At 69.8% G+C, this 25,722-nt stretch carries 22 protein-coding genes; 13 read left to right on the top strand and 9 right to left on the bottom strand.

The features are described 5' to 3' along the window. Window positions 1-894 precede the first annotated feature (894 nt). The 11 genes from ACFV3I_RS01715 to ACFV3I_RS01665 all read left to right on the top strand — a co-directional run bounded on the left by ACFV3I_RS01715 (window position 895) and on the right by ACFV3I_RS01665 (window position 11,970). Window positions 895-1,818 (top strand): ParA family protein, encoded by a 924-nt coding sequence (locus tag ACFV3I_RS01715; protein ID WP_247638035.1) that lies wholly within the window; start codon window positions 895-897, stop codon window positions 1,816-1,818. Continuing rightward, a complete protein-coding gene (locus ACFV3I_RS01710) occupies window positions 1,818-2,786 on the top strand; it encodes a ParB/RepB/Spo0J family partition protein (protein ID WP_136045153.1) in 969 nt (322 codons plus the stop codon). Before ACFV3I_RS01715 ends, ACFV3I_RS01710 begins: the two co-directional genes overlap by 1 nt. 60 nt (window positions 2,787-2,846) lie before the next feature. Then, window positions 2,847-4,295 carry a sugar porter family MFS transporter gene (locus ACFV3I_RS01705; protein WP_206252159.1) on the top strand — a complete coding sequence of 483 codons (1,449 nt, stop codon included), beginning with the start codon at window positions 2,847-2,849 and terminating at the stop codon, window positions 4,293-4,295. 9 nt (window positions 4,296-4,304) lie between these two features. Further along, on the top strand, window positions 4,305-4,640 hold the full coding sequence (locus tag ACFV3I_RS01700) for a tryptophan synthase subunit alpha (protein WP_136033761.1): 336 nt from the start codon (window positions 4,305-4,307) through the stop codon (window positions 4,638-4,640). A gap of 457 nt (window positions 4,641-5,097) precedes the next feature. Further along, window positions 5,098-6,285 (top strand): exo-beta-N-acetylmuramidase NamZ domain-containing protein, encoded by a 1,188-nt coding sequence (locus tag ACFV3I_RS01695; RefSeq protein WP_247638034.1) that lies wholly within the window; start codon window positions 5,098-5,100, stop codon window positions 6,283-6,285. 113 nt (window positions 6,286-6,398) lie between these two features. Continuing rightward, a complete protein-coding gene (locus tag ACFV3I_RS01690; RefSeq protein WP_136037082.1) occupies window positions 6,399-7,355 on the top strand; it encodes a GNAT family N-acetyltransferase in 957 nt (318 codons plus the stop codon). Between the two features lie 24 nt (window positions 7,356-7,379). Then, complete coding sequence (locus ACFV3I_RS01685) at window positions 7,380-8,684, top strand: extracellular solute-binding protein (RefSeq protein WP_136033767.1); 1,305 nt, start codon at window positions 7,380-7,382, stop codon at window positions 8,682-8,684. A gap of 66 nt (window positions 8,685-8,750) precedes the next feature. Next, window positions 8,751-9,725, top strand: a complete 975-nt coding sequence (locus ACFV3I_RS01680; RefSeq protein WP_205812707.1) for a carbohydrate ABC transporter permease — start codon at window positions 8,751-8,753, stop codon at window positions 9,723-9,725. Further along, complete coding sequence (locus ACFV3I_RS01675; protein WP_136033769.1) at window positions 9,725-10,612, top strand: carbohydrate ABC transporter permease; 888 nt, start codon at window positions 9,725-9,727, stop codon at window positions 10,610-10,612. Before ACFV3I_RS01680 ends, ACFV3I_RS01675 begins: the two co-directional genes overlap by 1 nt. 24 nt (window positions 10,613-10,636) lie before the next feature. Beyond that, on the top strand, window positions 10,637-11,323 hold the full coding sequence (locus ACFV3I_RS01670) for a PIG-L deacetylase family protein (protein WP_136033771.1): 687 nt from the start codon (window positions 10,637-10,639) through the stop codon (window positions 11,321-11,323). After that, window positions 11,320-11,970, top strand: coding sequence for a GNAT family N-acetyltransferase (locus tag ACFV3I_RS01665; RefSeq protein ID WP_247638033.1), 651 nt, complete (start codon window positions 11,320-11,322; stop codon window positions 11,968-11,970). The genes ACFV3I_RS01670 and ACFV3I_RS01665 overlap by 4 nt, the downstream gene beginning before the upstream one ends. 65 nt (window positions 11,971-12,035) lie before the next feature. On the opposite strand, the gene trxA is transcribed toward ACFV3I_RS01665, so the two are convergent. The 4 genes from trxA to ACFV3I_RS01645 form a co-directional block, all read right to left on the bottom strand. Beyond that, the gene (gene trxA, locus ACFV3I_RS01660; protein WP_136033773.1) at window positions 12,036-12,359 is read right to left on the bottom strand and encodes a thioredoxin; all 324 of its coding nucleotides are present in this window, start codon (window positions 12,357-12,359) and stop codon (window positions 12,036-12,038) included. A gap of 68 nt (window positions 12,360-12,427) precedes the next feature. Beyond that, window positions 12,428-13,402: a thioredoxin-disulfide reductase gene (trxB, locus tag ACFV3I_RS01655; protein ID WP_378822235.1), complete on the bottom strand. Its 975-nt coding sequence runs from the start codon at window positions 13,400-13,402 to the stop codon at window positions 12,428-12,430. 98 nt (window positions 13,403-13,500) lie between these two features. After that, window positions 13,501-15,117, bottom strand: coding sequence for a murein biosynthesis integral membrane protein MurJ (murJ, locus tag ACFV3I_RS01650; protein ID WP_378822234.1), 1,617 nt, complete (start codon window positions 15,115-15,117; stop codon window positions 13,501-13,503). Then, the gene (locus ACFV3I_RS01645) at window positions 15,114-17,309 is read right to left on the bottom strand and encodes a DUF6049 family protein (protein WP_378822233.1); all 2,196 of its coding nucleotides are present in this window, start codon (window positions 17,307-17,309) and stop codon (window positions 15,114-15,116) included. Before ACFV3I_RS01645 ends, murJ begins: the two co-directional genes overlap by 4 nt. A gap of 96 nt (window positions 17,310-17,405) precedes the next feature. Between ACFV3I_RS01645 and ACFV3I_RS01640 the strand changes: the two genes are divergently transcribed. After that, entirely contained in the window at window positions 17,406-18,914 is a 1,509-nt protein-coding gene (locus ACFV3I_RS01640; protein ID WP_378822232.1) for a class I SAM-dependent methyltransferase, read from the top strand. A 28-nt stretch (window positions 18,915-18,942) separates the two neighbouring features. Further along, on the top strand, window positions 18,943-20,001 hold the full coding sequence (locus ACFV3I_RS01635) for an LLM class flavin-dependent oxidoreductase (RefSeq protein WP_378822231.1): 1,059 nt from the start codon (window positions 18,943-18,945) through the stop codon (window positions 19,999-20,001). Between the two features lie 32 nt (window positions 20,002-20,033). On the opposite strand, the gene ACFV3I_RS01630 is transcribed toward ACFV3I_RS01635, so the two are convergent. From ACFV3I_RS01630 to ACFV3I_RS01610, 5 genes are all read right to left on the bottom strand, one after another. Next, the gene (locus tag ACFV3I_RS01630) at window positions 20,034-21,803 is read right to left on the bottom strand and encodes an alkaline phosphatase family protein (RefSeq protein ID WP_378822229.1); all 1,770 of its coding nucleotides are present in this window, start codon (window positions 21,801-21,803) and stop codon (window positions 20,034-20,036) included. A 147-nt stretch (window positions 21,804-21,950) separates the two neighbouring features. Further along, entirely contained in the window at window positions 21,951-22,994 is a 1,044-nt protein-coding gene (locus ACFV3I_RS01625) for an ABC transporter ATP-binding protein (protein ID WP_136037432.1), read from the bottom strand. Further along, window positions 22,994-23,794, bottom strand: a complete 801-nt coding sequence (locus ACFV3I_RS01620; protein ID WP_206252167.1) for an ABC transporter permease — start codon at window positions 23,792-23,794, stop codon at window positions 22,994-22,996. The genes ACFV3I_RS01625 and ACFV3I_RS01620 overlap by 1 nt, the downstream gene beginning before the upstream one ends. Window positions 23,795-23,796: 2 nt before the next feature. Continuing rightward, window positions 23,797-24,624, bottom strand: a complete 828-nt coding sequence (locus tag ACFV3I_RS01615; protein ID WP_136037433.1) for an ABC transporter permease — start codon at window positions 24,622-24,624, stop codon at window positions 23,797-23,799. Next, the gene (locus ACFV3I_RS01610) at window positions 24,621-25,706 is read right to left on the bottom strand and encodes an ABC transporter substrate-binding protein (RefSeq protein ID WP_136045691.1); all 1,086 of its coding nucleotides are present in this window, start codon (window positions 25,704-25,706) and stop codon (window positions 24,621-24,623) included. Before ACFV3I_RS01610 ends, ACFV3I_RS01615 begins: the two co-directional genes overlap by 4 nt. Between the last annotated feature and the right edge of the window lie 16 nt (window positions 25,707-25,722).

Genomic DNA, 25,722 nt, shown 5'->3' with positions numbered 1-25,722 from the left:
CGGCCGCAGGGACGAAGCGGCCGCAGGGAAGAAGCGAGCCTGGGGAAGAAGCGTGCGTAGGGAGGAGGCGGGCGTAGGGAGGAGGCGGGCGTAGGGAAGAAGCGCGCGTAGGGAGGAGGCGGGCGTAGGGAGGAGGCGGGCGTAGGGAAGAAGCGGCCGTTGGGTAAGAAGCGGCCGTTGGGAAGAAGCGAGCCTGGGGAAGAAGCGGGGTGGGGACGAAGCGGGGTGGGGAAGAGCGGGCGCCGAGGGTGGAGGCATGCGGGCCCCGACAACACGGAGGTCCGTCGGCTCACGAGACGCAGTGGACGACGGACCGCACCAGGGAAATGCGCGGACATGCGGTGTTGGCCCGATGGGGGCAAGCCCGGACGGAGACGGGACCGCGTGTGCTGGATCGCGGGGAGGGCTGGGTGAGCCGCGAGGTCGGGGCCATGAAGGGCGAGACGACGCGGTCGCTGACGGACCGAACACGCCGCGGAACGGGCGCAGTGTTTCACGTGAAACGGTGAAAGGCGCTCATGCGGGGCGGCGTTCGCCGGGGGGCAGGTCGGGGCTTCTTCAAGAACCGTCGCGGGTGGGGGAGGAGGTGCTGAGGGGGCAGCTCACGCGGCGGTTCATGTAGACGTGATCCTGGATGCGCCTGGTCGGGGATCTCCGGCGCGAGCGAGGAGGCCCGGCAGCTGTTTCAGACGACCGATTGCGGTCATCGATGCGGCACCGTGAGCGCGCGGCGCTCGCTCGCTGCGACGAGGAACTCCCGGAATCGATGCGGCTGCCGGTCGTGGGCCGGCACGAGCCGCGGACGGAAGTGCGCTCAGCGTCGATGCTGACGGGCGTGCGCGGTTCGAGGTCGGTCCCTGCGATTAGAGTGGGATGCGGCCCCGAAAGGAGTGGATGTTTCACGTGAAACAGTCCGAAAAGACACCGGCGAACGACTCGTTCGGGATGGATACGCCCCTCGCGCGTGAACTCGCCGACCTTTCCGCGCGCCGCAGGGCGCTGGAAGCCGTCGAGGTGGAGTTCACGGGGGAGACTCGGGTGCTCACCGTGTCGAACCAGAAAGGCGGCGTCGGCAAGACCACGAGTGCGGTGAACATCGCCTCCGCGCTGGCCGGACTCGGTGCCTCGGTTCTCGTGATCGACCTCGACCCCCAGGGGAATGCGTCCACGGCACTCGGGGTTCCGCACAACGCGGACACGCCGAGCGTGTACGACGTGCTGATCGATGAGTTCCCGCTCGCGGAGATCGTGCAGCCCAGCCCGGAGAACCCACGACTGTTCTGTGCTCCGAGCACCATCCACCTGGCGGGCGCCGAGATCGAGCTGGTGGCACAGGTCGCGCGGGAACATCGGCTCCGACGCGCTCTGCAGGACTACCTCGTCGACCACCCGGTGGACTTCGTGATCATCGATTGCCCGCCGTCGCTCGGGCTTCTGACGATCAACGCCTTCACCGCAGCGTCCGAGGTCTTCATCCCCATCCAGTGCGAGTACTACGCGCTGGAGGGTCTGAGCCAGCTTCTGGGAAGCATCCAGATGATCCAGAAGCACCTCAACCCGGCTCTGCACCTCTCCACCATCCTGCTGACGATGTTCGATGGCCGTACCCGGCTGGCGCAGCAGGTTGCGGAAGAGGTTCGGACGCATTTCCCCACCCAGGTGCTGAACACCGTCATCCCTCGGTCGGTCCGCGTGTCCGAGGCCCCCAGTTTCGGCCAGACGGTCATCGCGTACGACGGACAGTCCGCCGGCGCGATCGCCTACCGCGAGGCCGCTGTCGAGATCGCGTCGCGTGTGACGCAGAGCAAGGAGAAGTAATGGCGAAGCGCACTGGACTCGGCCGGGGCATCGGTGCCCTCATTCCGACCGCGGATCAGGCGGAGCGACCCGTCGACGTGTTCTTCCCCGGCGCGAGCCTGCGCCCGGACACGACCGACTCCGGCGCAGCCGCGGTTGCGGAAGCTACCCTCGAGGCGGTCCCCGGCATCCACCTGGTGCAGGTCGACCCGCACGCGATCGTGCCGAACCCGCGTCAGCCGCGGACGCACTTCGACCCGGAGGACCTGGCCGAACTCGTGCACAGCGTGCGGGAGTTCGGGGTGCTCCAGCCGGTGGTCGTGCGCAAGAACGGCGACGGCGACTACGAACTCATCATGGGGGAGCGTCGGACGCGGGCTGCACGCGAAGCCGGGCTCGACGCGATCCCGGCCATTGTGCGCGACACCGCCGACGAGGACCTCCTGCGCGATGCGCTCCTCGAGAACCTGCACCGCTCCGAGCTGAACCCGCTGGAAGAGGCATCGGCCTACCAGCAGCTGCTCGAGGATTTCGGCATCACCCAGGAAGAGCTCGCAACCCGCATCGGCCGGTCTCGTCCGCAGATCAGCAACACCATCCGCCTGCTCAAACTGCCCGTCCCGGTGCAGCAGCGCGTCGCCGCAGGAGTGCTGTCGGCCGGTCACGCCCGCGCGATCCTGAGCCTTGACACGCCGGAGGCGATGCAGCGCCTTGCCGACAAGGTCGTGAACGAAGACCTGTCGGTGCGCGCGACGGAGGTCGCCGCCAAGGCGCAGCCGAGCGCGGGGAAGACCCCGAAGGCCACGCCGGGAGCGCGACGGGCCTATCTGGACGAGGTGGCGGGCAAGCTCGGCGATCGCCTGAACACGCGGGTGAAGATCTCGCTCGGGACGCGAAAGGGCCAGGTCACGATCGATTTCGCGTCGATCCAGGACCTCAACCGCATCCTGGAGGAGCTGGGCGAAGAAGGGTACGGCTCCGCGCGCTGACCCCGCACGGTGTCAGGGAGGGCCTAGACTCGCGTCATCTTGACGATGCGGGGGTAGGTCATGAGCAGAGCAGCTGACGCGGCGAGCATCAAGCGCCGTGTGATCGCGGTCAGTATCGCCGCGGCATTGGGTGGCTTCCTCTTCGGCTTCGACACCGCGGTGATCAACGGTGCCGTCGACGCTCTCGCGGGCGACGTGTCCGGGTTCGACCTCGGTACCGGCCTCAAGGGCTTCGCCGTGTCGTCCGCGCTGATCGGTTGCGCGGTCGGCGCCTGGTTCGCCGGCCCGATCTCGAACAAGTTCGGGCGCATCCCGGTCATGGTCGTCGCAGCCGCCATGTTCTTCGTCTCCGCGATCGGCTCCGGTCTGGCCTTCAGCGTGGTCGACCTCATCATCTGGCGCGTGATCGGCGGACTGGGCGTGGGGGCAGCCTCGGTCATCGCTCCGGCGTACATCGCCGAGGTGTCGCCGGCCGCCATCCGCGGAAGACTCGGCTCGCTGCAGCAGCTCGCGATCGTCACGGGTATCTTCGCCGCCCTCCTCTCCGACGCGCTGCTCGCGGGAATCGCCGGCGAAGCGGATCAGCCGCTGTGGGGGCTCACCGCCTGGCGCTGGATGTTCATGGTCGCGGCCATCCCCGCGCTCGTCTACGGGCTCGTCTCGCTCCGGCTGCCGGAGTCGCCGCGTTACCTGGTGCGCAAGGGCGAGACGAAACGCGCCGCAGAAGTGCTCCAGACCGTCACCGGCACGATCGACACCGAGGCGAAGATCAAGGAGATCACCGGGACGATCGACACCGAGCGCGCCGAGTCGCTGCGTGACCTGCGAGGAAATCGCCTCGGGCTCAAGCCGATCGTCTGGATCGGCATCCTGCTGTCGGTGTTCCAACAGTTCGTCGGCATCAATGTCATCTTCTACTACTCCACGACGCTCTGGCAGTCGGTCGGGTTCGACGAGTCCAGCGCCCTGTTGACCTCGGTGATCACCTCCGTGACGAACATCGTGGTGACGATCGTGGCGATCCTCCTGGTCGACAAGGTGGGTCGACGGATCATGCTGCTGGTCGGTTCGGTCGGCATGACCGTCACCCTCGGATTGATGGCGCTGGCGTTCTCCTTCGGCACGCTGGATGCGCAGGGCACCGCGACGCTGCCCGACCCCTGGGCCACCGTCGCCCTCGTCTGCGCCAACGGATTCGTGGTGTTCTTCGGCGCCAGCTGGGGACCGCTCGTCTGGGTGCTCCTCGGCGAGATCTTCCCGAACTCGATCCGCGCGGGCGCCCTGGCGGTCGCGGCCGCCGCGCAGTGGGTCGCGAACTTCTTCATCTCCACGACGTTCCCGGCGTTCGCGGAGATCGGACTCACGTTCGCCTACGGGTTCTACGCATTCTTCGCCCTGTTGTCGTTCTTCTTCGTGTTCTTCAAGGTGCCCGAGACCAAGGGCCGGGAGCTCGAGGACATGACCGAGGACGCGAAGGTCGAGCGCCGACGGGGTCCCGCACGCGCGTAGGCTGGACGGATGACCGAGTCCGTCCCGCGCCGCGCCAGCCTGGAAGTGCTGCGCGCCGAAGCGGCCGACGAACTCGCCGTGCTGATCCAGGAGCGGCTGCTGGGCGGGGAAGACCCGTGGGAGTTCATGGAGGAGCTGCCGAGCGTCGACGAGCTCGTGGTGTACCTGCTCCGCGCTGACAACATCGCCGCGAACGACGGCGTGCGACCCAACGCCGCGCGGCACTACCGCGTGCTGCGACAGATCGCCCTGGAGTACCCGGAGCTCACCCCGGCGGTGTGGGGACTGCTCGACGAACAGCAGCGCCACCGCCGGTGGGATCCGCGCATCGCCGACGCCTCCTGACGGCTCTTTCGATTCCTCCGCGCGGCGTCCGCACGCATCGGCGGTGAGGCTCGACACGCGTGGATGCGTGGGGCGGTGCAACGGCGTGTGCGCGCGATGCGGCGGCGCGGGAAATGCGTGGGCTGGGCGGGCGAGGGGACGGCATCGGGCGATGCACGGGCGTGCGGGCGCGACGTGGCGGGGCGGGCGATGCGTGAGGCGGGCGCGATGCGGCGGCGCGGGGGATGCGTGGGCCGGGCGCGCTGCAGCGCGGGGGGCGGTGTGGGGGCAGTGCGAGGTGGGTGCGCGGCCGGCGCCGGGGCGAGGGAGGCGCAGGATCAGGGACGGGCGCGACGCACAAGACTTCTGAACATGATTTTCATAAATCGCTTCATGCTGGTAAAAAGGTGACAGCAACGCGGCGGGGCGGGCACTGACCGGCACTTCCGTGTGTTCATGAAAGACAAGGGAGTTCGCCATGACGTCACGCCTACGCATCGGAGCGGAGCGTGCAGCAGACCGGGCCGACCTGATCCCCGGGAGCAGGATCGGCCTGCTCACCAACTTCACCGGGACCATGCCCGACCTGTCCCGGAACATCGATGCGTTCACGGCCGCGGGTGTGCGACTGCATCACCTGTTCGGGCCCGAGCACGGTCTCGACGGCTCGGTGCAGGCGGGGGAGAGCACCGCGATCGAGCGCGACGAACGCTCCGGGCTCCCGTTCAGCGACACCTACCTCACCGAGGGTGCGGCGCTGGACGACATGATCGCCGCGTCCGGCGTGGATGCCCTCGCCTTCGACATGCAGGACATCGGGGTGCGCTTCTACACCTACATCTGGACCATGTACGACGCGATGCGCAGCGCCGCGCGCCTCGGGCTGCCGTTCACCGTGCTCGACCGACCGAATCCGTTGGGCGGCGCCGTGCTCGCGGGCCCCGGGATCGAGGGCGAGCGCTTCACGAGCTTCGTGGGGCGCAGCGACATCCACCAGCGCCACGGCCTCACCGCCGGGGAGCTGGCACGCCTCTTCGCGCGCCGCGACCTCGCCGCGGAGGGCCTCGAGCTCGACCTGCACGTGGTGACGCTGACGGACTGGGACCCCACGCGGGACTGGACCGCCACCGGACTGCCGTGGGTGCCGCCGTCGCCCAACATCCCCACGCTCGACTCGGTGTACGCGTTCGCCGGCACCGGGCTCGTCGAGGGCACGACCCTGAGCGAGGGGCGCGGCACCACGCGGCCGTTCGAGACCATCGGCGCTCCGTTCCTGACGGCCGCGTTCGCGGAGGACCTGCGCGGGCGCGACCTGCCGGGTGTGCTGTTCCGCGACATCGCCTTCCAGCCGACGTTCCACAAGCACGTGGGGGAGACCGCTCGGGGCGTGCAGCTGCACATCACCGACCACCGGGCGTATGACCCGGTGGGGACCGCCCTGGCGGTGCTGGAGGCCGCCCGTACGTCGGCGCCGGAGGACGTGCACAGCCTGGATGCGGGACAGCGGCTCGATCCAGGCGACTCCGGCTACGCGCTCGACCGCTTGTGGGGGTCCACCAGCCTCCGTGAGGCGCTGAACGCCGGGCGAGACCTGGCGGCGCTGTCCGCGGGGCCTCAGCGAGTCGCGGACGCGTACGGCGACGACGTGCTGCTCTACCCACGCTGAAAACTATTTCCGTCATGTTAATCGTGGCCAAAACTTATTGACATCGACGCGACGGTGAATGTACTTTCATTCCCATCGCGCTGCCGCACCCCCCTTCACCCGAGGAGATATCAATGGAGAGCATCGTCCGGACCTTCCGCGCGGGAGACGGCCCCGAGATCGCGCGAGCCTGGACCGAAGCGGCGCCCGCCGACGGCATCAGCTACGAGCGGTTCCGCGACCTGATCCTGCTCGACCGCAACTTCGACGCCGACGGCCTCTTCCTCGCCGAGTCCGACGGCGACATCGTCGGCGCGGTCTACGCCGTCCGCCGCCAGATCGCGGCCGACGGCGACGACCTGGAGCCCACCTCCGGCTGGATCCCGTTCTTCTTCGTCGTCCCGTCCGCCCGACGCCACGGCATCGCCACCACCCTGATGGCCGCCGCGAAGGAGTGGCTGCGCGGGCACGGCGTCGAGACCGTCTACTTCTCGTCGTACACGCCCAACTACTTCCTCCCCGGGCTCGACGCCGACCGCTACCCCGAAGCCGACGCGTTCCTGCGCTCCGTCGGCTTCCAGACGCAGTACACCTCGGTCGCCATGGACCGCACGCTCAACGACTACGCCATGCCCGACGACGTGCGCGCCCGCATCGCCGAGCTCCGGGACCAGGGCTGGACGTTCTTCTCGCCGACGGGCGACGACCTGGTCGACCTGATCGAGATCGCCGGCACCTTCAACGCCGACTGGTCGCGCGGTATCCGCGAGGGCGTGCTCGGCGGACAGTCGCTCGAGCGCATCATGGTCTGCCGCAACCCCGAGGGCGCCATGCTCGGCTGGGCCATGCACGGCACGTACGAGAACGTGCTGGAGCGCTTCGGCCCGTTCGGGGTGCTGCCGGAGAGCCGCGGCACGGGACTCGGGAAGATCCTGCTGCACCTCACGCTCGAGCGCATGCGTGCCCTGGGCGCCCACAGCGCCTGGTTCCTGTGGACCGAGGAGACCTCCGCCGCCGGACACCTGTACCTGAACACCGGGTTCGAGATCACTCGCACCTTCACGATCCTGCACGCCCCCACCGCCGCCTGACGCGGCCCACCCGAGAGGAATCACATGAAGTCTGCAGCACAGCGTCACCGCCGACGCCTGGTGACCACCGTCGCGCTCACGGGCGCGGCCGCGCTCGCCCTCGCCGGATGCACCACCGGGGCGGAAGGGGGCGGAGACGACGGCGTCGTGAAGCTCACCTTCCTCAGCCACTACGGCAGCGACCCGTTCAAGACCGGGATCGGCGACCTCATCGACCAGTGGAACGAGGAGAACCCCGACATCCAGGTGACCTCGCAGGCCGTCAACTTCGACGAGCTGCTCACCACCCTCAACGTGCGCCAGACCGGCGGACGCGGTGCCGACATCGTCAGCTCGTACTCCCTGTGGGGTGGGCAGCTGCAGGCCAACGGCGTGCTCTCCGCTCCGCCCAAGGACGTCGCGGCCGACATCACCGACAACTACAGCCCCGCGGCGCTCGCCTCGGTCACGACCGGTGACGGCGAGATCCTCGGATACCCGACCGAGTTCAACACGTACGCGCTGTTCTACAACAAGCAGCTCCTCGCCGACGCGGGCTACGACGCCCCGCCGGCGAACTGGGACGAGCTGGTCGAGGCCGCCAACGCCACCACGAAGAAGGACGGCTCGGGCAACACGATCGTGCAGGGCCTCTCCCTCATCCAGGACGGCGACAACCACACGGTGCACCCGTTCCTGTCGCTGCTCGACTCCGCCGGTGGCGAGTTCCTCGCGGCCGACGGGAAGTCCGCCATGGACGATAAGGCCGAGGACGTGATGCAGCTCGAGTCCGACCTGGCCGAGACCGGCGCCACCTCGACCTCGATCATGCCGACGAAGGCGTTCCCCACGGGCGGCGTGGCCATGGCCGTGCAGGCCGGCTGGTGGATCGGCAGCCTGAAGGCCTCGATGGGCGACGACTACGCCAACGTCGGCGTCGCCCCCGTGCCCGGCCCGGAGACCGGTGACGTGGGCTCCCTCGCCTACAGCTTCTTCACCGGCGTGAACTCCGGCAGCCAGCACCAGGAAGAGGCCTGGAAGTTCCTCAGCTGGCTCAACTCGCACGAGAACGAGGACGGCGTCACCGCCCTCGGCGACTTCCTCGCCACGCAGGGCCTGATCCCGCCGCGCACCACGGACGCGGAGATCCTCGGCCCGAAGTACCTCGCCGAGGAGCCGAACCTCGAGGCGATCTACGCCGCCGCCGACTACGCGATGGCCGAGTCGAACGCGTCGAACGCCTACGAGGCGAAGACCGCCACCAACACGGCGCTCAACGACATCATCGTCAACGGCGCCGACGTGAAGACCACCTTCTCGAAGCTGGTCAAGGAGATCGACGCCCAGTAGCACCACCGGAGGGCGGGGACCACGCGCGTCCCCGCCCTCCACCCCGAGACCACCCACGGAGGGCCGATGGCCAACCCCACTCTCATGACGGCGGCGCAGGAAGCCGCGGAGGACACGATCGCGGTGACGACGGTCGGGAAGAAGGCCAAGCCGCGTTCGCGTCGCTTCCGCCGCGAAGCCCGCGCCGGCTACCTGTTCCTCGCGCCCTCCCTGCTGTTCTTCACCGTCTTCCTGATCCTGCCCACCTTCTTCGCGATCTTCCTGTCGCTGTCGACCTGGGGCGGATACGACCTCACGAAGATCGAGTTCACCGGGTTCCAGAACTACCTGGAGATCCTGCAGATCGACAGCACGTTCGTGCAGCCGATCCTCATCAACACGTTCCTGTTCGCGATCATCGCCGTGATCCTCGCGGTCGGCGGCTCGGTCGTCGTCGCCCAGCTCATCGAACGCCTCAAGTTCCAGGGATTCTGGCGGTTCCTGTACTTCCTCCCCGTCGTGGCCACCGTGGTCGCGATCGGCAATGTGTGGAAGATGCTCTACCAGCCGGCCGGCCTCATCAACGCCGTGCTCAACGCCCTCGGCGTGAACTCCATCGGCTTCCTGTCCGACCCGAACCTCGCCCTCCCCGCGGTCGCCGTGGTGCAGGCGTGGGCCTCGATCGGCGCGGCCGTGCTCATCCTCACGGCGGGCATCAAGGGCATCGACAAGACCATGTACGAGGCCGCGGAGATCGACGGCGCGAACTCCTGGCGCACGTTCTGGAGCATCACGCTGCCGCTGCTGCGGCCCTCCCTGGTGTTCGTCTTCATCACCCAGTGCATCGCCGGCCTGCAGTCGTTCGCGCTCATCATCGTGATGACCAAGGACGGCGGACCCGCGAACGCCACGAACGTCGCCGCGTTCGAGATGTACCAGCAGGCGTTCAAGTTCGGCGCCTGGGGCACCGCGAGCGCCATGGCCATGGTGCTCTTCCTGATCATCTTCATCATCACGCTGCTCCAGCTCTGGATCAGCCGTCGCACCGGAGGAGACGACTGATGGGCGTCCGTCAGCGCAAGCGCCACCCGTTCCCGTGGATCTCCTACCTCGTGGTCGCCATCGGTGGCGTGATGATGGTGGTCCCGTTCTTCGACACGGTCTTCAGCTCGCTGAAGGGCCCCGGTGAGTACGGCATCTTCCCGTACCGGTTCTTCCCGGAGAACTGGACCTGGGACAACTACACCGCCGCGTTCGAGCAGCTGCAGCTGGACAAGCTGTTCTTCAACAGCACGGTCGTGACGCTCGTGGTCACCGCGTCGGTGCTCATCACCTCCGCGATGGCGGGCTACGCGCTCGCGAAGCTGCGGTTCCGCGGTCGCGACGTGATCTTCCGGTTCGTGCTCGCGACCATGATGCTGCCGCCGTTCCTGCTGCTGATCCCCGACTTCCTGATCATGCTGAACTGGCCGCTGGTGGGCGGCAACAACATCCTCGGCCAGGGCGGGTTCGGCGGTATGACGAACAACATCGTCTCGCTCATGCTGCCGTTCCTCGTCAGCGGGTTCGGCATCTTCCTGATGCGCCAGTTCATGGTGGGCGTGCCCGACGAGATGCTCGAGGCCGCGCGCATCGACGGCGCGGGGGAGTGGCGGCTGTTCTTCAACATCGTGCTGCCGCAGGCGACGCCGGTGGCCATCACCCTCGGCGTGATCACGTTCGTCGGCCAGTGGAACGAGTACATCTGGTCGTCGCTGATCGCCTCCGCGAACCCCGACCTGATGACGCTGCCCGTCGGCATCCAGATGCTGCAGAGCTTCATCGACCCGAACCGCACCATGCCGATCGTGATGGCCGGCATCGTCATCAGCACCCTCCCGGTGCTGCTGATCTTCCTGTTCCTGCAGAAGTACTACGTCCGCGGCGTCATGCTCAGCGGAATGAAGTGACCCCCACGAAACGGAGTGATGACAATGGGTAGGACCGTACTCGCCATCGGCGGGCACATCGGCGACATGGACCTCACGGCGGGTCCGACCCTCGCCAAGATGGTGCAGGAGGGGGACCGGGCGATCATCCTCGCGTGCACCTACGGCGAGCGGGGCCACCCCACGATCGCGCCCGACGAGTACCGGAAGCAGAAGGTGGCGGAGGGCGAGGCCTTCGCGGCGGCGATCGGTGCCGAGTTCCGCGTGCTGGACTACTCCGACGGCTTCCTGCCCGACGACGACTCCGCCGCGGAACAGATCGCCGACATCATCCGGCAGGAGAAGCCCGAGATCCTCATCACGCACTGGACCACGAGCATCCACCGCGACCACGAGCGCGCGGCGATCCTCGCGGAGCGCGGCCGGTTCCTCGCGTCTCTCCCCGTGGACAGCCCGTACGGACGCCACGGCATCTCGCAGTTCCTGCACGCGGACAACTGGGAAGACGCGGAGGGTTTCACGCCCGACCTGTACGTGGACATCCCCGACGCCGCGTTCGAGACCTGGCGGGCAGCCATCCAGGGCCAGGCCTTCGCCCGCGGAGAGACCTACGGGTTCCGGTACATCGACTACTACAGCGCGAACATGCTCGCGAAGGGCTGCCTGGCCGGCACCACCCGGGCGTGCGGCTTCAAGCGCGGCGACAAGGGCGCCGAGCTGGCAGGGCCGTGAGCCCCGAGCGCTCGACCGAAGGGCCGGAGGTGCGTCTGCGCCTCCGGCCCTTCCGCGTGGGCGACGAGGACGACCTCGCCGCCGTGTGCCTGCGCACCGGAGACTCGGGCGCCGACGCCACGGGCCTCTACCGCTCGCCACGGCTGCTGGGGGAGGTGTTCGCGCTGCCCTACGCGGCGTGGAGCCCCGAGACGTGTCTCGTGCTCGACGCCGGCGACCGCGTGGTCGGGTACGTGGTGTGCGCGCCCGACACGACCGCGTACGAGCAGTGGTTCCGGCACGCGTGGTGGCCTCCCCGCGAGGCGCGGCACCGGGGCGACCGTGCCGACGAGGGCAGGGATGCGACCATCGTCGCGTTCGCCCGGAGGATCGGTGAAGGTCGGGTGCCGTTCGTGGACCGCTACCCCGCGCATCTGCACATCGACCTGCTGCCCGAGGCGCAGGGCCACGGGTGGGGGCGGCGGTTGATCGACACGCTCGCGACGCTGCTGCGCGACCGGGGCGTGCCGGGGCTGCAGCTGACCGCCGGGACGCGCAACACCGGCGCCATCGCGTTCTACCGTCGCCTCGGCTTCGCGGAGCTGCATCGGACGGACGACGGCGTGACGTTCGGGATGCTCCTCGACGACGTGACCCCGCGGCACTGAGGGGCGGGGACGCAGAAGGGGCCGCACCCCCGGGAGGTGCGGCCCCTTCTCGTCGTCCGGGAGGATCAGCCGATGAAGTCGGCGAGGTCCTTCTCGAGGGCGAACTTCGGCTTGGCGCCGATGATGGTCGTCTTGACCTCGCCGCCGTGGAAGACCTTCATCGCCGGGATCGACGTGATCTGGTACTTCATGGCGAGCTCGGGGTTCTCGTCGACGTTGAGCTTGAGGATGGTGATCTTGTCGGGGTTGTCGGCCTGGATCTCGTCCAGCACCGGCGCGACCATACGACACGGACCGCACCACTCGGCCCAGAAGTCCACCAGCACGGGACCATCGGCCTGCAGCACGTCCTGCTCCCAGGTCGCCTGGCTCGTTGCCTTTGCACTCATCAGAGTTCTCCTTGTTCGAGGTTCGCCTGCTACAACAACGGGCGAGGGGAAAGTGTTCCCGGCGCTGATCAGGCCGTGATGACCTCGGCGGCCTCCGCGGCGGGGACCTCGACCGAGGTGTCCTCCAGGTCGGCGAGGAAGTGCTCCGCGTCGAGCGCGGCGACCGTGCCGGTGCCGGCGGCGGTGATGGCCTGACGGTAGGTCGGGTCGATCACGTCGCCCGCCGCGAACACCCCGGGGACCGAGGTGCGGGAGGAGCGGCCGTCGACCCAGATCGTGCCCTCGGACGTGAGCTCGAGCTTGTCGTGCACGAGGTGCGTGCGCGGGTCGTTGCCGATCGCGATGAAGAGGCCGTCGAGGGGCAGGTCGCGCAGCGAGCCGTCGACCGTGGACCGCAGCTGCACACCGGTGACCGCGGTCTCGCCGAGGATCTCCGCGACCTCGCTGTTCCACACGAACTCGATCTTCTCGTTCGCGAACGCCCGCTCCTGCATGATCTTCGAGGCGCGCAGCGTGTCCTTGCGGTGGATCACGTACACCTTGTCGGCGAAGCGCGTGAGGAAGGTCGCCTCCTCCATCGCCGAGTCGCCGCCGCCGACGACCGCGATGGTCTTCTGGCGGAAGAAGAAGCCGTCGCACGTGGCGCACCAGGACACGCCGAAGCCCGACAGGCGCTCCTCGCCCTCGATGCCGAGCTTGCGATAGGCCGAGCCCGTCGCATAGATGATGGTCTTCGCCTCGTGCGTGGCGCCGGAGCCGAGCGTGACCTTCTTGACCGGGCCGGCGACATCGAGCTCGGTGACGTCGTCGTACAGGACCTCGGTGCCGAACTTCTCGGCCTGCTCCTGGAACTTGGCCATCAGCTCGGGGCCCTGGATGCCCTCCGGGAAGCCCGGGTAGTTCTCGACCTCGGTGGTGTTCATCAGCTCACCGCCGACCTCGACCGAGCTCGCGATGAGCAGCGGCTCCAGGTTCGCGCGTGCGGCGTAGATGGCAGCCGTGAATCCGGCGGGGCCGGAGCCGATGATGATGACCTGACGCATGTGATCTCCGTTAGAAAGGCGGTGCCGTCGAAAGACGTCCGACTGCTTCAACCCATGGTAACCGCGGGGCATTCCCCAGCGGCAGGCGCGCGCGGGCCTCAGCGACCAGGGAGGAAACGGCGCACCAGGCCGCCCGCCGCCTTCAGCTCGGGCGCCCGCATCGCCGCCAGCAGCGCGATGTACACCGCGACCACGACGAGGCCGATGATCGCCGTGCCCACGGCGCCCTGGATTTTGTCTGAGGCGGTCCAGCCGCCGGCGCCGCCCATCAGCTGGAACACGCCCCACCCGGCGAAGCCCGCGGGAATCGCCGCCACAGCGAAGCGGCCGATCGAGGTCGCCCACGTGCGCACGCCGAGACCGCCGAGGCGACGATGCAGAAGCCAGGTCGCGACGATCGTCTGCAGGGTGCTCGCGACGGACTGGCCGAGGGCGACCGCGGCCGCGAGCATCGTGATCGGGATCACCCCGGCCTGGTACAGCCCGCCCGCGAGCAGCGCCGTCGCGACGATGAGGACGCACTGGAAGATCGTGAACCAGAACGGCGTGCGGGTGTCGTCGTAGGCGTAGAAGGTGCGCTGCACGATGAACAGGATCGTCAGCGAGATCAGGCTCACGAGATAGCAGAGCAGCACCAGCGCGGCGGCCTCGGCGTCGGGCGCGGAGCTCGTGAACACGCGCGACGCGGGGATCGCAGCGGCGGCCACGGCGGCGACGGCCGCCACGATGAAGAACAGCAGCGTGCGGATGCTGCGCGAGATGTCGGCGCGCACCTCGGGGTCGCGTCCGGCCGCGGCGTGCTCGCTGATCTGCGTGAAGTAGGGCGTCCCGATCGACAGCACGATCACGGAGTACGGCAGCATGAAGATCAGCCACGCGTTCGCGGTGACCGTCGCGGAGGCGCCCGAACCGGAGGCCTCGCTCACGATGTTGCCCTGGAGCACGCCGGCGGCCAGGCTCGCGAACGCCATCAGGAAGGTCCAGCCGGCGAGCTTGCCGACCGTGCCGAGGCCCACGCCGCGCCAGTGGAAGTCGGGCTTGAGGGCCAACCCGGTGCGCCGCCAGAACACGAGCAGCACCAGCGCCTGCAGCGCGATGCCGAGCGTGGCCGTGCCGCCGAGCGTGGCGATCATCGCGGGCGTCCACTCCGCCGCCTTCGTCGGCACCGGGGCGAACAGCGCCCCCAGGATCAGGAAGCCGATGATCGAGACGATGTTGTTGACGACCGGCGCCCACGTGAACGGGCCGAAGATGCGTCGCGCGTTGAGGGCCTCGCCCAGCAGCGCGTACAGGCCGTAGAAGAGGATCTGCGGGAGGCACCAGTAGGCGAGCGCGGTCGCCAGGGCCTGCGCCTCCAGCGGCGCCCGGCCAGCGACGAGCACGACCAGCCACGGGGCGGCGATCGTCGCGACAGCGGTGGTCGCGACCAGCACGACCGTGCCGAGCGTGAACAGCTTCGAGATGAACGCGTTGCCGCCGTCGGCGTCGGCCGTGGCCTTCACGATCTGCGGCACGATCACCGCCGTCAGCACGCCGACCGAGATCAGCGAGAACACGCTGTTGGGCAGGGTGTTGGCGAAGGTGAAGGCGTCGGCGGCCTCCGAGCCCACGGCGCCCAGCACGCCCACCAGCACGATGCTGCGGAGCAGACCGGTGAGGCGTGACACCAGGGTGCCGGCGCCGATGATGGCGCTCGCGCGTCCGAGGCTCGTCACGGGGTCTCCTTCGTCGGCGGGGCGTCGCGGTCGAGTGCGCGCTCCTGCGCCGCCGCCTCGGCCTCCTTCTCCTCGATCAGCTCGTCGACGGCCACCTCGACCGCGTGCTCCTCGATGGCCTCCCGGCGCTTGCGGCGCACCGTGCGCACCACGCCGAGGGCGATGAGCAGCACGGCGAGGCCGCCGAACACCACGAGCCCGATCGTCTCCCACTCGGCGCGCACCGCCACCCTCACCGACTGCTCGGACTGGATGGGCACGCCCGTGGGGCTGGACAGGCTGAGGCGGAGGTCGAGCTCGCCGCTGCCCACCCGCGCCGACACGGGCACCTTGACCCGCGTGCTCGACTGGGGCTGCACGACCGTCTCGATCATGGGCTTCACCTCGAGGCGCGGGTCGCTCGGCGAGGCGGACAGCCGCACGGTCACGGGCCACGGGAGGTCGTTGCGCACCGCGATCGGCAGGTCGGCGTTCGCGGTGAGGAGCTGGATGGTGCTCGACGGGGGGATGCTCACGCTCGACAGGGTCGTGGTCGTGCGGGCGCGGTGGGCCGCGACCTTCTCGGCAAACGCGGCGTCGGACGACCCCACCGCGATCGTGCGCAGGATACGCATCCGCTCCGGGGCGAGCAGCACGTCGGGCTCGCTCAGGATCGACGAGAACGCGGTGAGCGACTGCTCGTCGGTGAGCAGGTTCACGAGGTCGGCCGAGCGGGGGGCGGCGGCCGCCTCCGGCAGCGTGACCGCGACGGGAGCGGCGGCGCGGACCGTCGACAGCTCGAAACCGACGGAGTCGGCGGCGGAGATCGCGTCGCGCAGTGCGTCGGCCGTGCGGGTCTCGTCGCGGTCGAGTCCGACCAGCAGCGGTGCGCCGCCCGTGGCGCCCTGCGCCAGGAACAGCTGCGCGGCGGCCTCCGCGAGCAGACGCTGCCGCACGACCGGATCCGACGCCCCGGCGGCGCCCGAGAGCGCAGCGGACGTCGCGGCGTCGGTCACCAGCAGGTCCTGTCCGCCCGCGGTGGCGTGTGCGGCGGTGGGTCCGCCGACCGTGTCGGACGACACGACCGTGGTCGTGCCCTGGCCGAGGTACCCCGCGAACGCCGTCACGTCGGCCTGGGTGAGGTCCTCCTCCGGCCACACGATGCGGGGGAGAGCGCCGTCGACCTCGGTGAGCGTCGCGTCGTCGGGCAGGGCGGGCGCGTTCGTGCTCCCCGGCGAGGGGCTCGGTGTCGACCCCGGCGCGGACGTGGGCTCGGCGGTGGCCTGCTGCTGCGGGAACGCGGCGGGGTCGAGGAGGGCGGCGAACGGCAGCGGGGACAGCAGCGCGCTCAGGCCCGTCTGCGCCTGCACCGTGACGTCGGCATCACCGAACTGCAGCGCGAACCGGGGGTTGGGGAGCTCGTCGAGCCGCGTCAGCCACTCCCTCGCCGACTCCGGTGCCGCGGTGCCGAGGGCGCGGATCGACGCGAGGATCGCGGGGTCGATCGCGAGTACGGCCGTGGTGCCGGAGACCCCGTCGAGCTGCGCCGTGAGCGCGCCCTCCGGTGCGGTCAGCGTCGTGAGCTCCTCCGCCGTCAGCAGGGCCCCGCCGGCCGGGGTAGCGGTGACGGGCACGAGGACGCCGACCGGGCTCGCCGAGGGCGCGTTGACCACCAGCACGCTCGTGGCCGTGGTGTCCCACGTGGCCGCGCGCTCGCCGCCGGTGTCGCCCGTGCGCGCCCCGGTCAGTGCCGCCCGCAGCGGGTAGACGCCGGGGGCCAGGGTCTCGATGGTCTCCTGCGGCACGAACACCGTGGTCGTGGCGATGCCGTCCGGGTCGGCGGCCTTCGACGCCTCGTCGCCGAGGGAGATGAAGGAGCCGGTTGTCTCACCGTCGTCGAGCCAGTCGCTCACGGCGTCGGAGGTGGTGAGGGGCGTGCTGCCGAGCTCGATCTCGACCCGTCCGGCGCTCAGCTCGGTCTCGGTGCCGTTGGTGATCGTGACGACCGCTGACGTGGAGGTGCCGGGGGCGACCACGCCGCGCAGCCCGGCGGAGACGTGCAGCTCGACCGTGCGGGTGTCGTCGTCGCTCTTCTGATCCGCGGCGGCCGCGACCGCGGGAACCGCGACAGCGCACACGGAGGCGGCGATCACCGCGGCCGCCAGCCGTCGCAGGCGCACACGGAGGCCCGTGTGGGGGGTGATCGCGGTCATGAAGGTCTTCCTCGAACGCCGGGGAGGGGCGGATCGTGAGTACTGACCCTGCGATTCTAGGAGGCGCGAGGGAGGAGAACCCTGAAGACGCGTAGAGTGACGGCCGTGTCCGACGCCCCCGCACCCGTCCCCGACCCCGTCCGCAGCGCCCGCCTCGCCGCCGATCTCGACGCCGCCGACCTGCGGTCGGACCCGCTCCGGCAGCTGTGGGGCACGGAGGCCGACGACGCGCTCGGCCGCGGCATGCGCGAGCCGATCCTCCGCGCGATCGCCGACGACGACGGTGTGCTCGCGACCCTCGGCCGCCTGTTCGTGCTCGGGCTCCCGCAGCCGGAGGCCGCCGTCGCGTCGGCCCTTCCGACGCTCGGAGTGGATGGACTCGTGGCCCTGGGGCTCGCGCGCGTCGAGGGCGACACGGTCGCACCGTGCGCGCTGCTGCGCCCGCAGTCGTTCGTCGACGCCGACGGGGTGGGCGAGTGGTGGATCGCGAGCGACCTCGACGAGGTGGCGCTGGACGGCCCCTTGCCCGCCGACCACGTGCTGGGCGTGGGCGGGGCGTCGCGCACCCTCGCGGAGACCGTCGTGCCGGTGCAGGTGGAGCGCGCGCTCGACCTCGGCACGGGCTGCGGCATCCAGGCGCTGCTGGTCGCCCGGCGCGCGGGAACGGTGGTCGCGACCGACATCTCCCGCCGCGCCCTCGCCTACGCCGAGCTCAACGCGCAGCTCAACGGCGTGACGAACATCGACTTCCGTCACGGCAGCATGTTCGACCCGGTCGCCGGGGAGGCGTTCGACCTGATCGTGTCGAACCCGCCGTTCGTGATCACCCCGCGCACCGAGGGCGTGCCCGCGTACGAGTACCGCGACGGCGGGCTCGTCGGCGACGCGCTGGTGGAGACGTTCGTGCGCGCGGCCCCGGCGCACCTCACCCGCGGGGGCATCGCGCAGCTGCTCGGCAACTGGGAGTCGCGGCAGGGCGTCACCGGGCTCGCGCGGCTCGAGGCGTGGGTGCCCGCCAACCTCGACCTGTGGGTGATCGAGCGCGAGGAGCTGACGCCCCTGGCGTACGCAGAACTGTGGATCCGCGACGGAGGGACCACGCCCCGCGATGCCGCGTTCGTGCCGCTGCTCACCGCGTGGCTCGACGACTTCGCGGACCGCGGCGTGACCGCGGTCGGGTTCGGGTACGTGCTGCTGCGCCGCGGCGACGGCGAGCCCCTACGGCGGGTGGAGCGGCTCGGACAGTCGGTGTCGCACGTGGGCGCGGCGCTCGCCGCGGGGCTCGCGGCGCACGACGTGCTCGCGGCGGGGCTGCCGTCCACGCTGCTCGTGGCGCCCGACGTGACCGAGGCCAGACACCTCATGCCGGGCGACGACGACCCCAGCGTGATCGAGCTGCGGCAGGGCGGTGGCTTCGCGCGCACGGTGGGGGTGGACTCCGCGCTCGCCGGGTTCGTCGGCGCGTGCGACGGGGAGCTCACGGTGGCGCAGATCGTCGGCGCGCTGGCCGACCTGTTCGACGTGCCGCTGGCGGACCTGTGGGCCGACCTGGAGCCGAAGATCCGCTCCCTCGTGCGGGACGGCTTCCTGACACCGGGGGAATAGACGCGGCATCCATGCGTTCGAATACATCATGAAGGCTTTCGGATTCCTCTCCTTCGGGCACTACGCAGACGTGCCCGGCTCGGCGACCCGCACCGCGGGCGACATGCTGAAGCAGACGATCGAGATCGCGGAGGGGGCCGACGAGCTGGGCGTGAACGGCGCGTACGTGCGCGTGCACCACTGGGCGCGCCAGGCCGCCTCCCCCATGCCGCTGCTGACCGCCATGGCCGCGCGCACCGAGCGCATCGAGGTCGGCACCGGAGTGATCGACATGCGCTACGAGAACCCCTTCCAGTTCGCGGAGGAGGCCGCCGCGCTCGACCTCATCGCCGACGGCCGCATCGCCCTCGGCGTGAGCCGAGGTTCACCCGAGACCGCGCTGCGCGGCTACGAGACGTTCGGCTTCCGCGACACGGAGGACCCGGAGCGCGGCAGTGTGCTGGCGCGCGAGAAGTTCGAGGTCTTCCTGCGCGCCATCGACGGGGAGCGCCTCGCCCCTGGCGACCCGCGCATGGTGGGTGCCGGGCAGTACCTGGCCATCGAGCCGCAGTCGCCCACCCTCCGCGACCACATCTGGTGGGGCTCCGGCTCGCGCGCCACGGCCGAGGAGACCGGACGCCAGGGCCTCAACATGATGAGCTCCACCCTCGTGACCGAGGCCACGGGACAGCCGTTCCACGAGCTGCAGCGCGAGCAGATCGACCTGTTCCGCGCCGCGTATAAGGAGGCCGGGCACACCGGGACCCCGCGGGTGTCGGTGAGCCGCAGCGTCTTCCCGCTGATCTCCGACATGGATCGCGCCTACTTCGGGCTGCGCAGCGAGGAGAACGGCGACCAGATCGGCGTGATCGACGGGTTCCGCTCCACGTTCGGCAAGACCTACGCCGCGGAGCCCGACGTGCTCATCCAGCAGCTGCTCGCGGACGAGGCCGTGATGGCCGCGGACACCCTCATGCTCACGATCCCCAACCAGCTCGGCCCGGAGTACAACCTGCACGTGCTGGAGGCGTTCGCGGAGCACGTGGCCCCGGCGCTCGGGTGGAAGCCGAACACGGAGGGACCCGTGCAGGGCGACCCGGTCGCCTGACGCCGGTCGCCCCGCGCCGTCCGCGGCTCGGATCAGCCCTTCGCGGGGCCGAACAGCTCCTCGCCGTGCTCGTGCAGGAGCTTGTACGCGTCGGCGAAGGTCTGCGGCTCAGGCTCGCCGGGCGTGCCGTAGCGCGCGATGAGCAGGCCGAGCAGCCCGCGTCCCGGCGGGGTCAGCGGCTTGAGGTGGTCCGCCTCGTTCGGCTGCGGCGTGCCCTCCTCAGGGTTCGGCGGCGTGTAGGCCGGGGTGGTCACGGGCCAGTCGGCCGGATGCCGCGGCCTGTCGAGGTTCACCACGTTCATGAGAGTGTTCGCCGACTGGTCACGGTCGTTGAGCGGCTTCAGGCCGTGCAACCGCGACAGCGTCGCGGTGACCGAGCCGTGGTGCATCTCGTCGTGGATGATGGTGCCGCGGCGTGTGTACGCCGACACCGCGATCGCGGGCACCCGGCAGCCCAGACGGTCGAACGTGAAGCCCATCTCGCCGGCCTTCGTGTCGGGCGTCGGCTTCGTGGCGGCGGGCGGCGGCACGTGGTCGTAGCAGCCGCCGTGCTCGTCGAACGTGATGAGCAGCAGGGTGTTCACGGCGTTCGAGCCGTCGGGCGTCGCACTCGTGCGCACCGCCTCGTAGATGTCGTGGATCAGGCGGTCCCCGGCGCGCACGTCCGAGATGGCGCTGTCGAACACCGGCTCGCCGTCGACCACGCTCTCCCGCGGCGACCCGAACGGCGGGTGGAAGTCGTTGTGGTCGTAGACCATCCGCGGCTCGATGAACGCGTAGGCGGGGAGGGTGCCGTTCTTCGCATCGGCGTAGAAGTCCTCCATCGTGCCGAAGTGCTCGGTGCGCCAGTACTTCTCCAGCACCGCGGCGTGCAGCATGCCCGTGAACGACACGAGCTGCAGCTTGTCGATGTAGATCTTCCAGCTGACCTTCGCGTCTTCCAGCCGGTTGAACACGGTGGGTGCCGCGGGGGCGTCGATCCACTTCTTGTAGCCGCCGCCGGCCTGGTTCGTGACGAACCCGTGCGAGGTGGACGCGTGGAAGAACGAGCGGTTGCAGAACGTCTGCGAGGGGACGGCCGCGTACCAGTGGTCGAACACGGCGAACTCCGACGCCAGGGTCGACAGCACCGGCAGCATCTCGGGCGAGAACGAGCCCATGATGTGCCGGGCCTCGTCGACGCTCGGCTCCGTGCCGCCGCGGAGCCGCCGGAAGTTGATGATGTAGTCCTCGAGGAAGCCCGACATCGTCGCCTTCTCACCGTGCGTCGGGGCGTTGAACGGCGCGGACATCTGGTCGACGAACAGGTCGGCGTTGGTCTTCGGGTCGACCGTGCCGAAGATCTGGGTGTTGACGTGCGGGTACTCCTCGCCCGGGTCGGGGTCGGGCAGGCTCATGATCCGGTCGGTGTCGCCCTGGTAGACATGCGCATCGACCACGGTGCCGTCGGCGGCCGTGTTGCTGTGCGAGCCGAACGCGAGACCCTCGAACGTCTCGCCCTTCGGCAGGTTGTCCTTCGTGTAGAGGTAGCCGAGCAGGTTGTCGAACGAGCGGTTCTCGCCCATCACCACGACCACGTGGTCGAAGCCCGGCTCCTTCCGCGGCGTGAGGGCGGCGAACGGATCATCGCCGGTCGCGAAGCCGTCGCGCGGGTTGTTCCCCGCCACGGACGCGCCGATCGCCGCGCCTCCGGCCCCGCCGATGACGGCCCCCGCGAGTGCGGCACCCCCCACCTTGAAGAACCCGCGGCGGGACGTGTCGCGGGGGGCGGGAGACGGGGAGGGGGAGTCTTCGTCGGCCATGCGCCGATCCTATGACCGGGCGGGGCGGCTCCGCAGGGGTTGGGCGCTGTTCACAACTCCGGAGAAATCGAGCCCCATGGCCGGATCGCAGCGCAGGAGACGACGTGTCGCCCGAGAACTCCGGAGTTGTGAATGGTCGAGGGCGGGTCAGGCGGCGGGGATCCAGAGCACGGCGCCGTCGCGCCAGCCGAGGCCGGCGGGGCCCTCGGGGATCGGCTGCTCGTGGCGGGGGCGGACGACGCGCAGCCGCTTCCCGGCGAACTCGACGATGTAGACCACGTCGGCACCGCGGTACACGTGCGCCACGACCTCGACCGCCACCGGGGCGTCCGCGCCGACCGCCGGCGCCAGGTGCAGGTCCTCCTGACGCAGCACCACCTCGCCCGAGCCGTCGGCGCCCGCACCGGTCAGCGGCACCTGCACGCCCGTGCCGTCGACCGTCGCGGTCACACCGGAGCGGGTCGCGGGGAGCAGGTTCGCCGCCCCGATGAAGTCCGCCGCGAACGGGGTGCGCGGGGAGCCGTACAGCTCGGCGGGCGCACCCTCCTGCTCGATCACGCCGCCGTTCATCAGTACGATCCGGTCGGACAGGCTCATGGCCTCCTCCTGGTCGTGCGTGACGAACACCGTGGTGAGGCCGAGGGTGCGGTGCAGCTCCTTCAGCTCGACCTGCATGTCTTCCCGCAGTCGCGCGTCGAGGTTCGACAGGGGCTCGTCGAGCAGCAGCACCCGCGGCTCGAACGCGATCGCTCGGGCGAGGGCCACGCGCTGCTGCTGGCCGCCGGACAGCTGGGCGGGCATGCGGTCGGCGAGGTGACCCATCTGCACGCGCTCCAGCGCCCGCACCGCGAGCTCCTTCTGCTCGGCCTTGGGCTTGTCGCCGGCCATCCGCAGCCCGAAGCGCACGTTCTCGACCACGCTCATGTGCGGGAACAGCGCATAGCTCTGGAACATCATGCCGAGGTGCCGCTTCTCGGGCGGCAGCTTCGTGACGTCCTGTCCCGCGATCTCGATCGTGCCGCTGGTGGGCGACTCGAGCCCGGCGATGCAGCGGAGCAGCGTGGTCTTGCCGCAGCCCGACGGACCGAGCAGCGAGACGAACTCGCCGGACCGCATCGAGAGGTCGATGCCCTTGAGCACCTTCGTCCCCTTGAAGTCCTTGGTGAGTGAGGTGATGGTGAGCGTTGTCATCAGACGAACAACCTTCCCAGGCCGATGATGCGTTCGAGGACGATCATGAGGACGACGGTGAGCAGGACCATGAGGGTCGAGACGGCCGCCACGGTGGGCGACGTGCTGAACTCCAGCTGGCCGTAGATGGCGATGGGCAGCGTCTCCAGCTGCGGAGTGCGCAGGAAGAGGGCGATGACCGCATCGTCGAACGAGATGTTGAAGGCGAAGAACGCGCCGGCCGCGATGCCGGGGCGGGCGATGGGGAGCACGACGAGCCGGTAGCGGTTCCAGGTGCTGGCGCCGAGGGTGCGCGCGGCCTCCTCGGTGAAGTGGTCGGCGCGCGTCATCACCCCGGTCACGGTGCGCATCACGTACGGGATGGCGATGACCACGTGGATCGCGATCAGCACGCCGACGTTCGGCGAGCCGATCGTCAGGGACGCGATCGACAGCGCACCGATGGCGAGGATGATCGTGGGGATCGTCAGCGGCGACATCAGCAGCGCCTGGATCGCGGCCCCGCCGGGGACGCGGAAGCGGGTGAGCGCCAGCGCGGCCGCCGTGCCGATCGCCGCGGCGACGATCGCGACCGTCACACCCACCACGAGGCTCAGGCGGAACGGCTCCAGGTAGGTGTCGGAGGTGAGCGCCTCCACGTACCAGTCGAGCGTGAAGCCCTGACCGGGGAACGTGAGGAAGCGGTTCTCGCCCACCGAGGCGCCGGCGACGACGAGCAGCGGCACGAGCATGTACAGCGTCACGACGACGCCGAGGAGGATCGCGAGGATCCGGCCGAGGATCGGAACGGAACGGACCATGGTCACACCTTCTGCTTCCCGAGCCGGGACGTGGCCGCGAGCACGAGCATGACGCCCGCGAACAGCAGCACGGCCTGCGCCGCCGCGAACGCCCAGTCGAGGTTGGTGGTCGCGTCGACGTAGATGGTCTGCGCGAACACGGGGATCTGCGAGCCGCCGATGAAGCGGGGGGTGATGAACGAGCTCACCGACAGCACGAACACCAGCGAGGCGCCCGCGACGATGCCCGGCACCGACAGCGGCAGCACCACGTGGCGCAGCGTGCGCCAGAAGCCGGCGCCGAGCGTGCGCGACGCCTCTTCCAGCTGCGGCCTGATGCCGGAGATCACGCCGAGGATGCTGAGCACCGCGAACGGCAGGAGCACCTGCACCATCGCGATCACCACGCCCGTCTCGGTGCCGAGGAAGCCCTGGGTGCCGCCGACGAGGAGCTCCGCGCCGGGGATCTGCATCATCAGGCCCGACGGACCCATCAGCACCACCCAGCCGAACGTGCGCACCACGACGCTGGTCATCAGCGGCAGGATCACCACGATCAGCAGGAACGAGCGCACCTTCGAGCCGGCCCTGGCCATGATGTACGACAGCGGGATGGCGATGACCAGCGTGATCACCGTCTGGATCACCCCCAGGCGGAGCGAACGCAGCGCCGCCTGGAGGTGATATTCGCTCGCGAACAAGCGGGTGAAGTTGTCGAGGGTGAACCCGCCTGCCGGCGATTGCACGCTCATGAGAAGCATGCCGGCCACCGGGGTGAGGAAGGCGAGCGCGAGCAGCACGATCGCCGGCAGGAGCAGGAGCCAGGGCTCCCTACGGGTTCGGACGCTCATTTGGTGATCAGCGCATTCCACTCGTCGGTCCACGCCTGACGCGACGCGGCGATGTCGCCGGGCGCGTAGACGACGACGTCGTCGAGCTCGTCGCCGGTCAGCACGGACTCGGCCGCCTCGTCCGACAGCTCGGCCTTGGTGTTGACCGGGGAGTAGCGCATGTTCTCCGCGAAGACGGCCTGCGCCTCCGGGCGCAGCTCGAAGTCGATGAACAGCTTCGCCAGGTCGGGGTTGTCGCGACCCTCGACCACGTTCGCGGTGATGAGCGACGCCGTCGCACCCTCCTCGGGCACGATGAACTCCACCGGGAGACCCGCGTCCTGCAGCGTGCCCGCGTAGTCCATGGCGTACGGGGCGAGCCAGGTGTCGCGCTGGGCGAACGCGGTCTGCAGGTCGGGCGAGGTCGGCACCACGATCGCGTCGCCCGACGAGGCCAGGGCCCCGAGCTCCGAGATCGCCTCGGACGGGTCGTCGATGCCGCCGCCGAGGGTGTCGGCCACCCGCAGCATCGACAGCACGCCGTACGTGTTCGAGAAGTCGGTCAGCGCGATGTGACCGGCGTACGCGTCGTCGAACAGGTCCTCCCACGAGGTGGGCGCCGGAGCGTCCGCCTCGGTGTTGTAGACCAGGCCGATCGGGGCGAGCTGGATGACGGGGCCCTCGCCGCGCTCGAGACCGGCGGTCGCGATGTCGATCAGGTCGCCGGACTCCGACAGGTCGTCGGCGGCGATCGGCGCGATGAGGCCCTGCTCGGCGGCGGTGAACTCCTGGCCGCCGGAGAAGTGCACGACGTCGATCTGCGGGCTCGCCTTCTGGGCGGTGACCTGCGCGAGCGCGTCGGCGCTGTACAGGGTGATCAGCTCGACCTTCGCGCCCGTCTCCTCTTCGAACGGGTCGACGACGGCCTCGATGAAGGCCTTCTCCCAGTCGCCGCCGAACGACGTGACGACCAGGGTCTCGCCGGCGAACTCCTTCTCGCCGCCGGACGCGGAGGACTCGTCGTCACCGGCGGCACAGCCGGCGAGGACGAGGGCGCCGGTGGCGACGAGCGCTCCGGCGGTGAGGATTCTGCGGGTGTTCATGCACTGCTCCTTCGGG

It is taken from the genome of Microbacterium sp. NPDC059771 (assembly GCF_042732495.1).
GTDB classification, from domain to species: Bacteria; Actinomycetota; Actinomycetes; order Actinomycetales; family Microbacteriaceae; genus Microbacterium; species Microbacterium sufflavum.
The sequence above is the reverse complement of the archived record's forward strand: the minus strand, read 5'-3'. Positions and strand labels throughout refer to the sequence as shown.

Bases quoted from the DNA above. Each gene is read 5' to 3' on its own strand.
- ACFV3I_RS01715 (WP_247638035.1), top strand. From the start codon at position 895: ATGTTTCACGTGAAACAGTCCGAAAAGACACCGGCGAACGACTCGTTC.
- ACFV3I_RS01710 (WP_136045153.1), top strand. From the start codon at position 1,818: ATGGCGAAGCGCACTGGACTCGGCCGGGGCATCGGTGCCCTCATTCCG.
- ACFV3I_RS01705 (WP_206252159.1), top strand. From the start codon at position 2,847: ATGAGCAGAGCAGCTGACGCGGCGAGCATCAAGCGCCGTGTGATCGCG.
- ACFV3I_RS01700 (WP_136033761.1), top strand. From the start codon at position 4,305: ATGACCGAGTCCGTCCCGCGCCGCGCCAGCCTGGAAGTGCTGCGCGCC.
- ACFV3I_RS01695 (WP_247638034.1), top strand. From the start codon at position 5,098: ATGACGTCACGCCTACGCATCGGAGCGGAGCGTGCAGCAGACCGGGCC.
- ACFV3I_RS01690 (WP_136037082.1), top strand. From the start codon at position 6,399: ATGGAGAGCATCGTCCGGACCTTCCGCGCGGGAGACGGCCCCGAGATC.
- ACFV3I_RS01685 (WP_136033767.1), top strand. From the start codon at position 7,380: ATGAAGTCTGCAGCACAGCGTCACCGCCGACGCCTGGTGACCACCGTC.
- ACFV3I_RS01680 (WP_205812707.1), top strand. From the start codon at position 8,751: ATGGCCAACCCCACTCTCATGACGGCGGCGCAGGAAGCCGCGGAGGAC.
- ACFV3I_RS01675 (WP_136033769.1), top strand. From the start codon at position 9,725: ATGGGCGTCCGTCAGCGCAAGCGCCACCCGTTCCCGTGGATCTCCTAC.
- ACFV3I_RS01670 (WP_136033771.1), top strand. From the start codon at position 10,637: ATGGGTAGGACCGTACTCGCCATCGGCGGGCACATCGGCGACATGGAC.
- trxA (WP_136033773.1), bottom strand. From the start codon at position 12,359: ATGAGTGCAAAGGCAACGAGCCAGGCGACCTGGGAGCAGGACGTGCTG.
- trxB (WP_378822235.1), bottom strand. From the start codon at position 13,402: ATGCGTCAGGTCATCATCATCGGCTCCGGCCCCGCCGGATTCACGGCT.
- ACFV3I_RS01645 (WP_378822233.1), bottom strand. From the start codon at position 17,309: ATGACCGCGATCACCCCCCACACGGGCCTCCGTGTGCGCCTGCGACGG.
- ACFV3I_RS01635 (WP_378822231.1), top strand. From the start codon at position 18,943: ATGAAGGCTTTCGGATTCCTCTCCTTCGGGCACTACGCAGACGTGCCC.
- ACFV3I_RS01630 (WP_378822229.1), bottom strand. From the start codon at position 21,803: ATGGCCGACGAAGACTCCCCCTCCCCGTCTCCCGCCCCCCGCGACACG.
- ACFV3I_RS01625 (WP_136037432.1), bottom strand. From the start codon at position 22,994: ATGACAACGCTCACCATCACCTCACTCACCAAGGACTTCAAGGGGACG.
- ACFV3I_RS01620 (WP_206252167.1), bottom strand. From the start codon at position 23,794: ATGGTCCGTTCCGTTCCGATCCTCGGCCGGATCCTCGCGATCCTCCTC.
- ACFV3I_RS01615 (WP_136037433.1), bottom strand. From the start codon at position 24,624: ATGAGCGTCCGAACCCGTAGGGAGCCCTGGCTCCTGCTCCTGCCGGCG.
- ACFV3I_RS01610 (WP_136045691.1), bottom strand. From the start codon at position 25,706: ATGAACACCCGCAGAATCCTCACCGCCGGAGCGCTCGTCGCCACCGGC.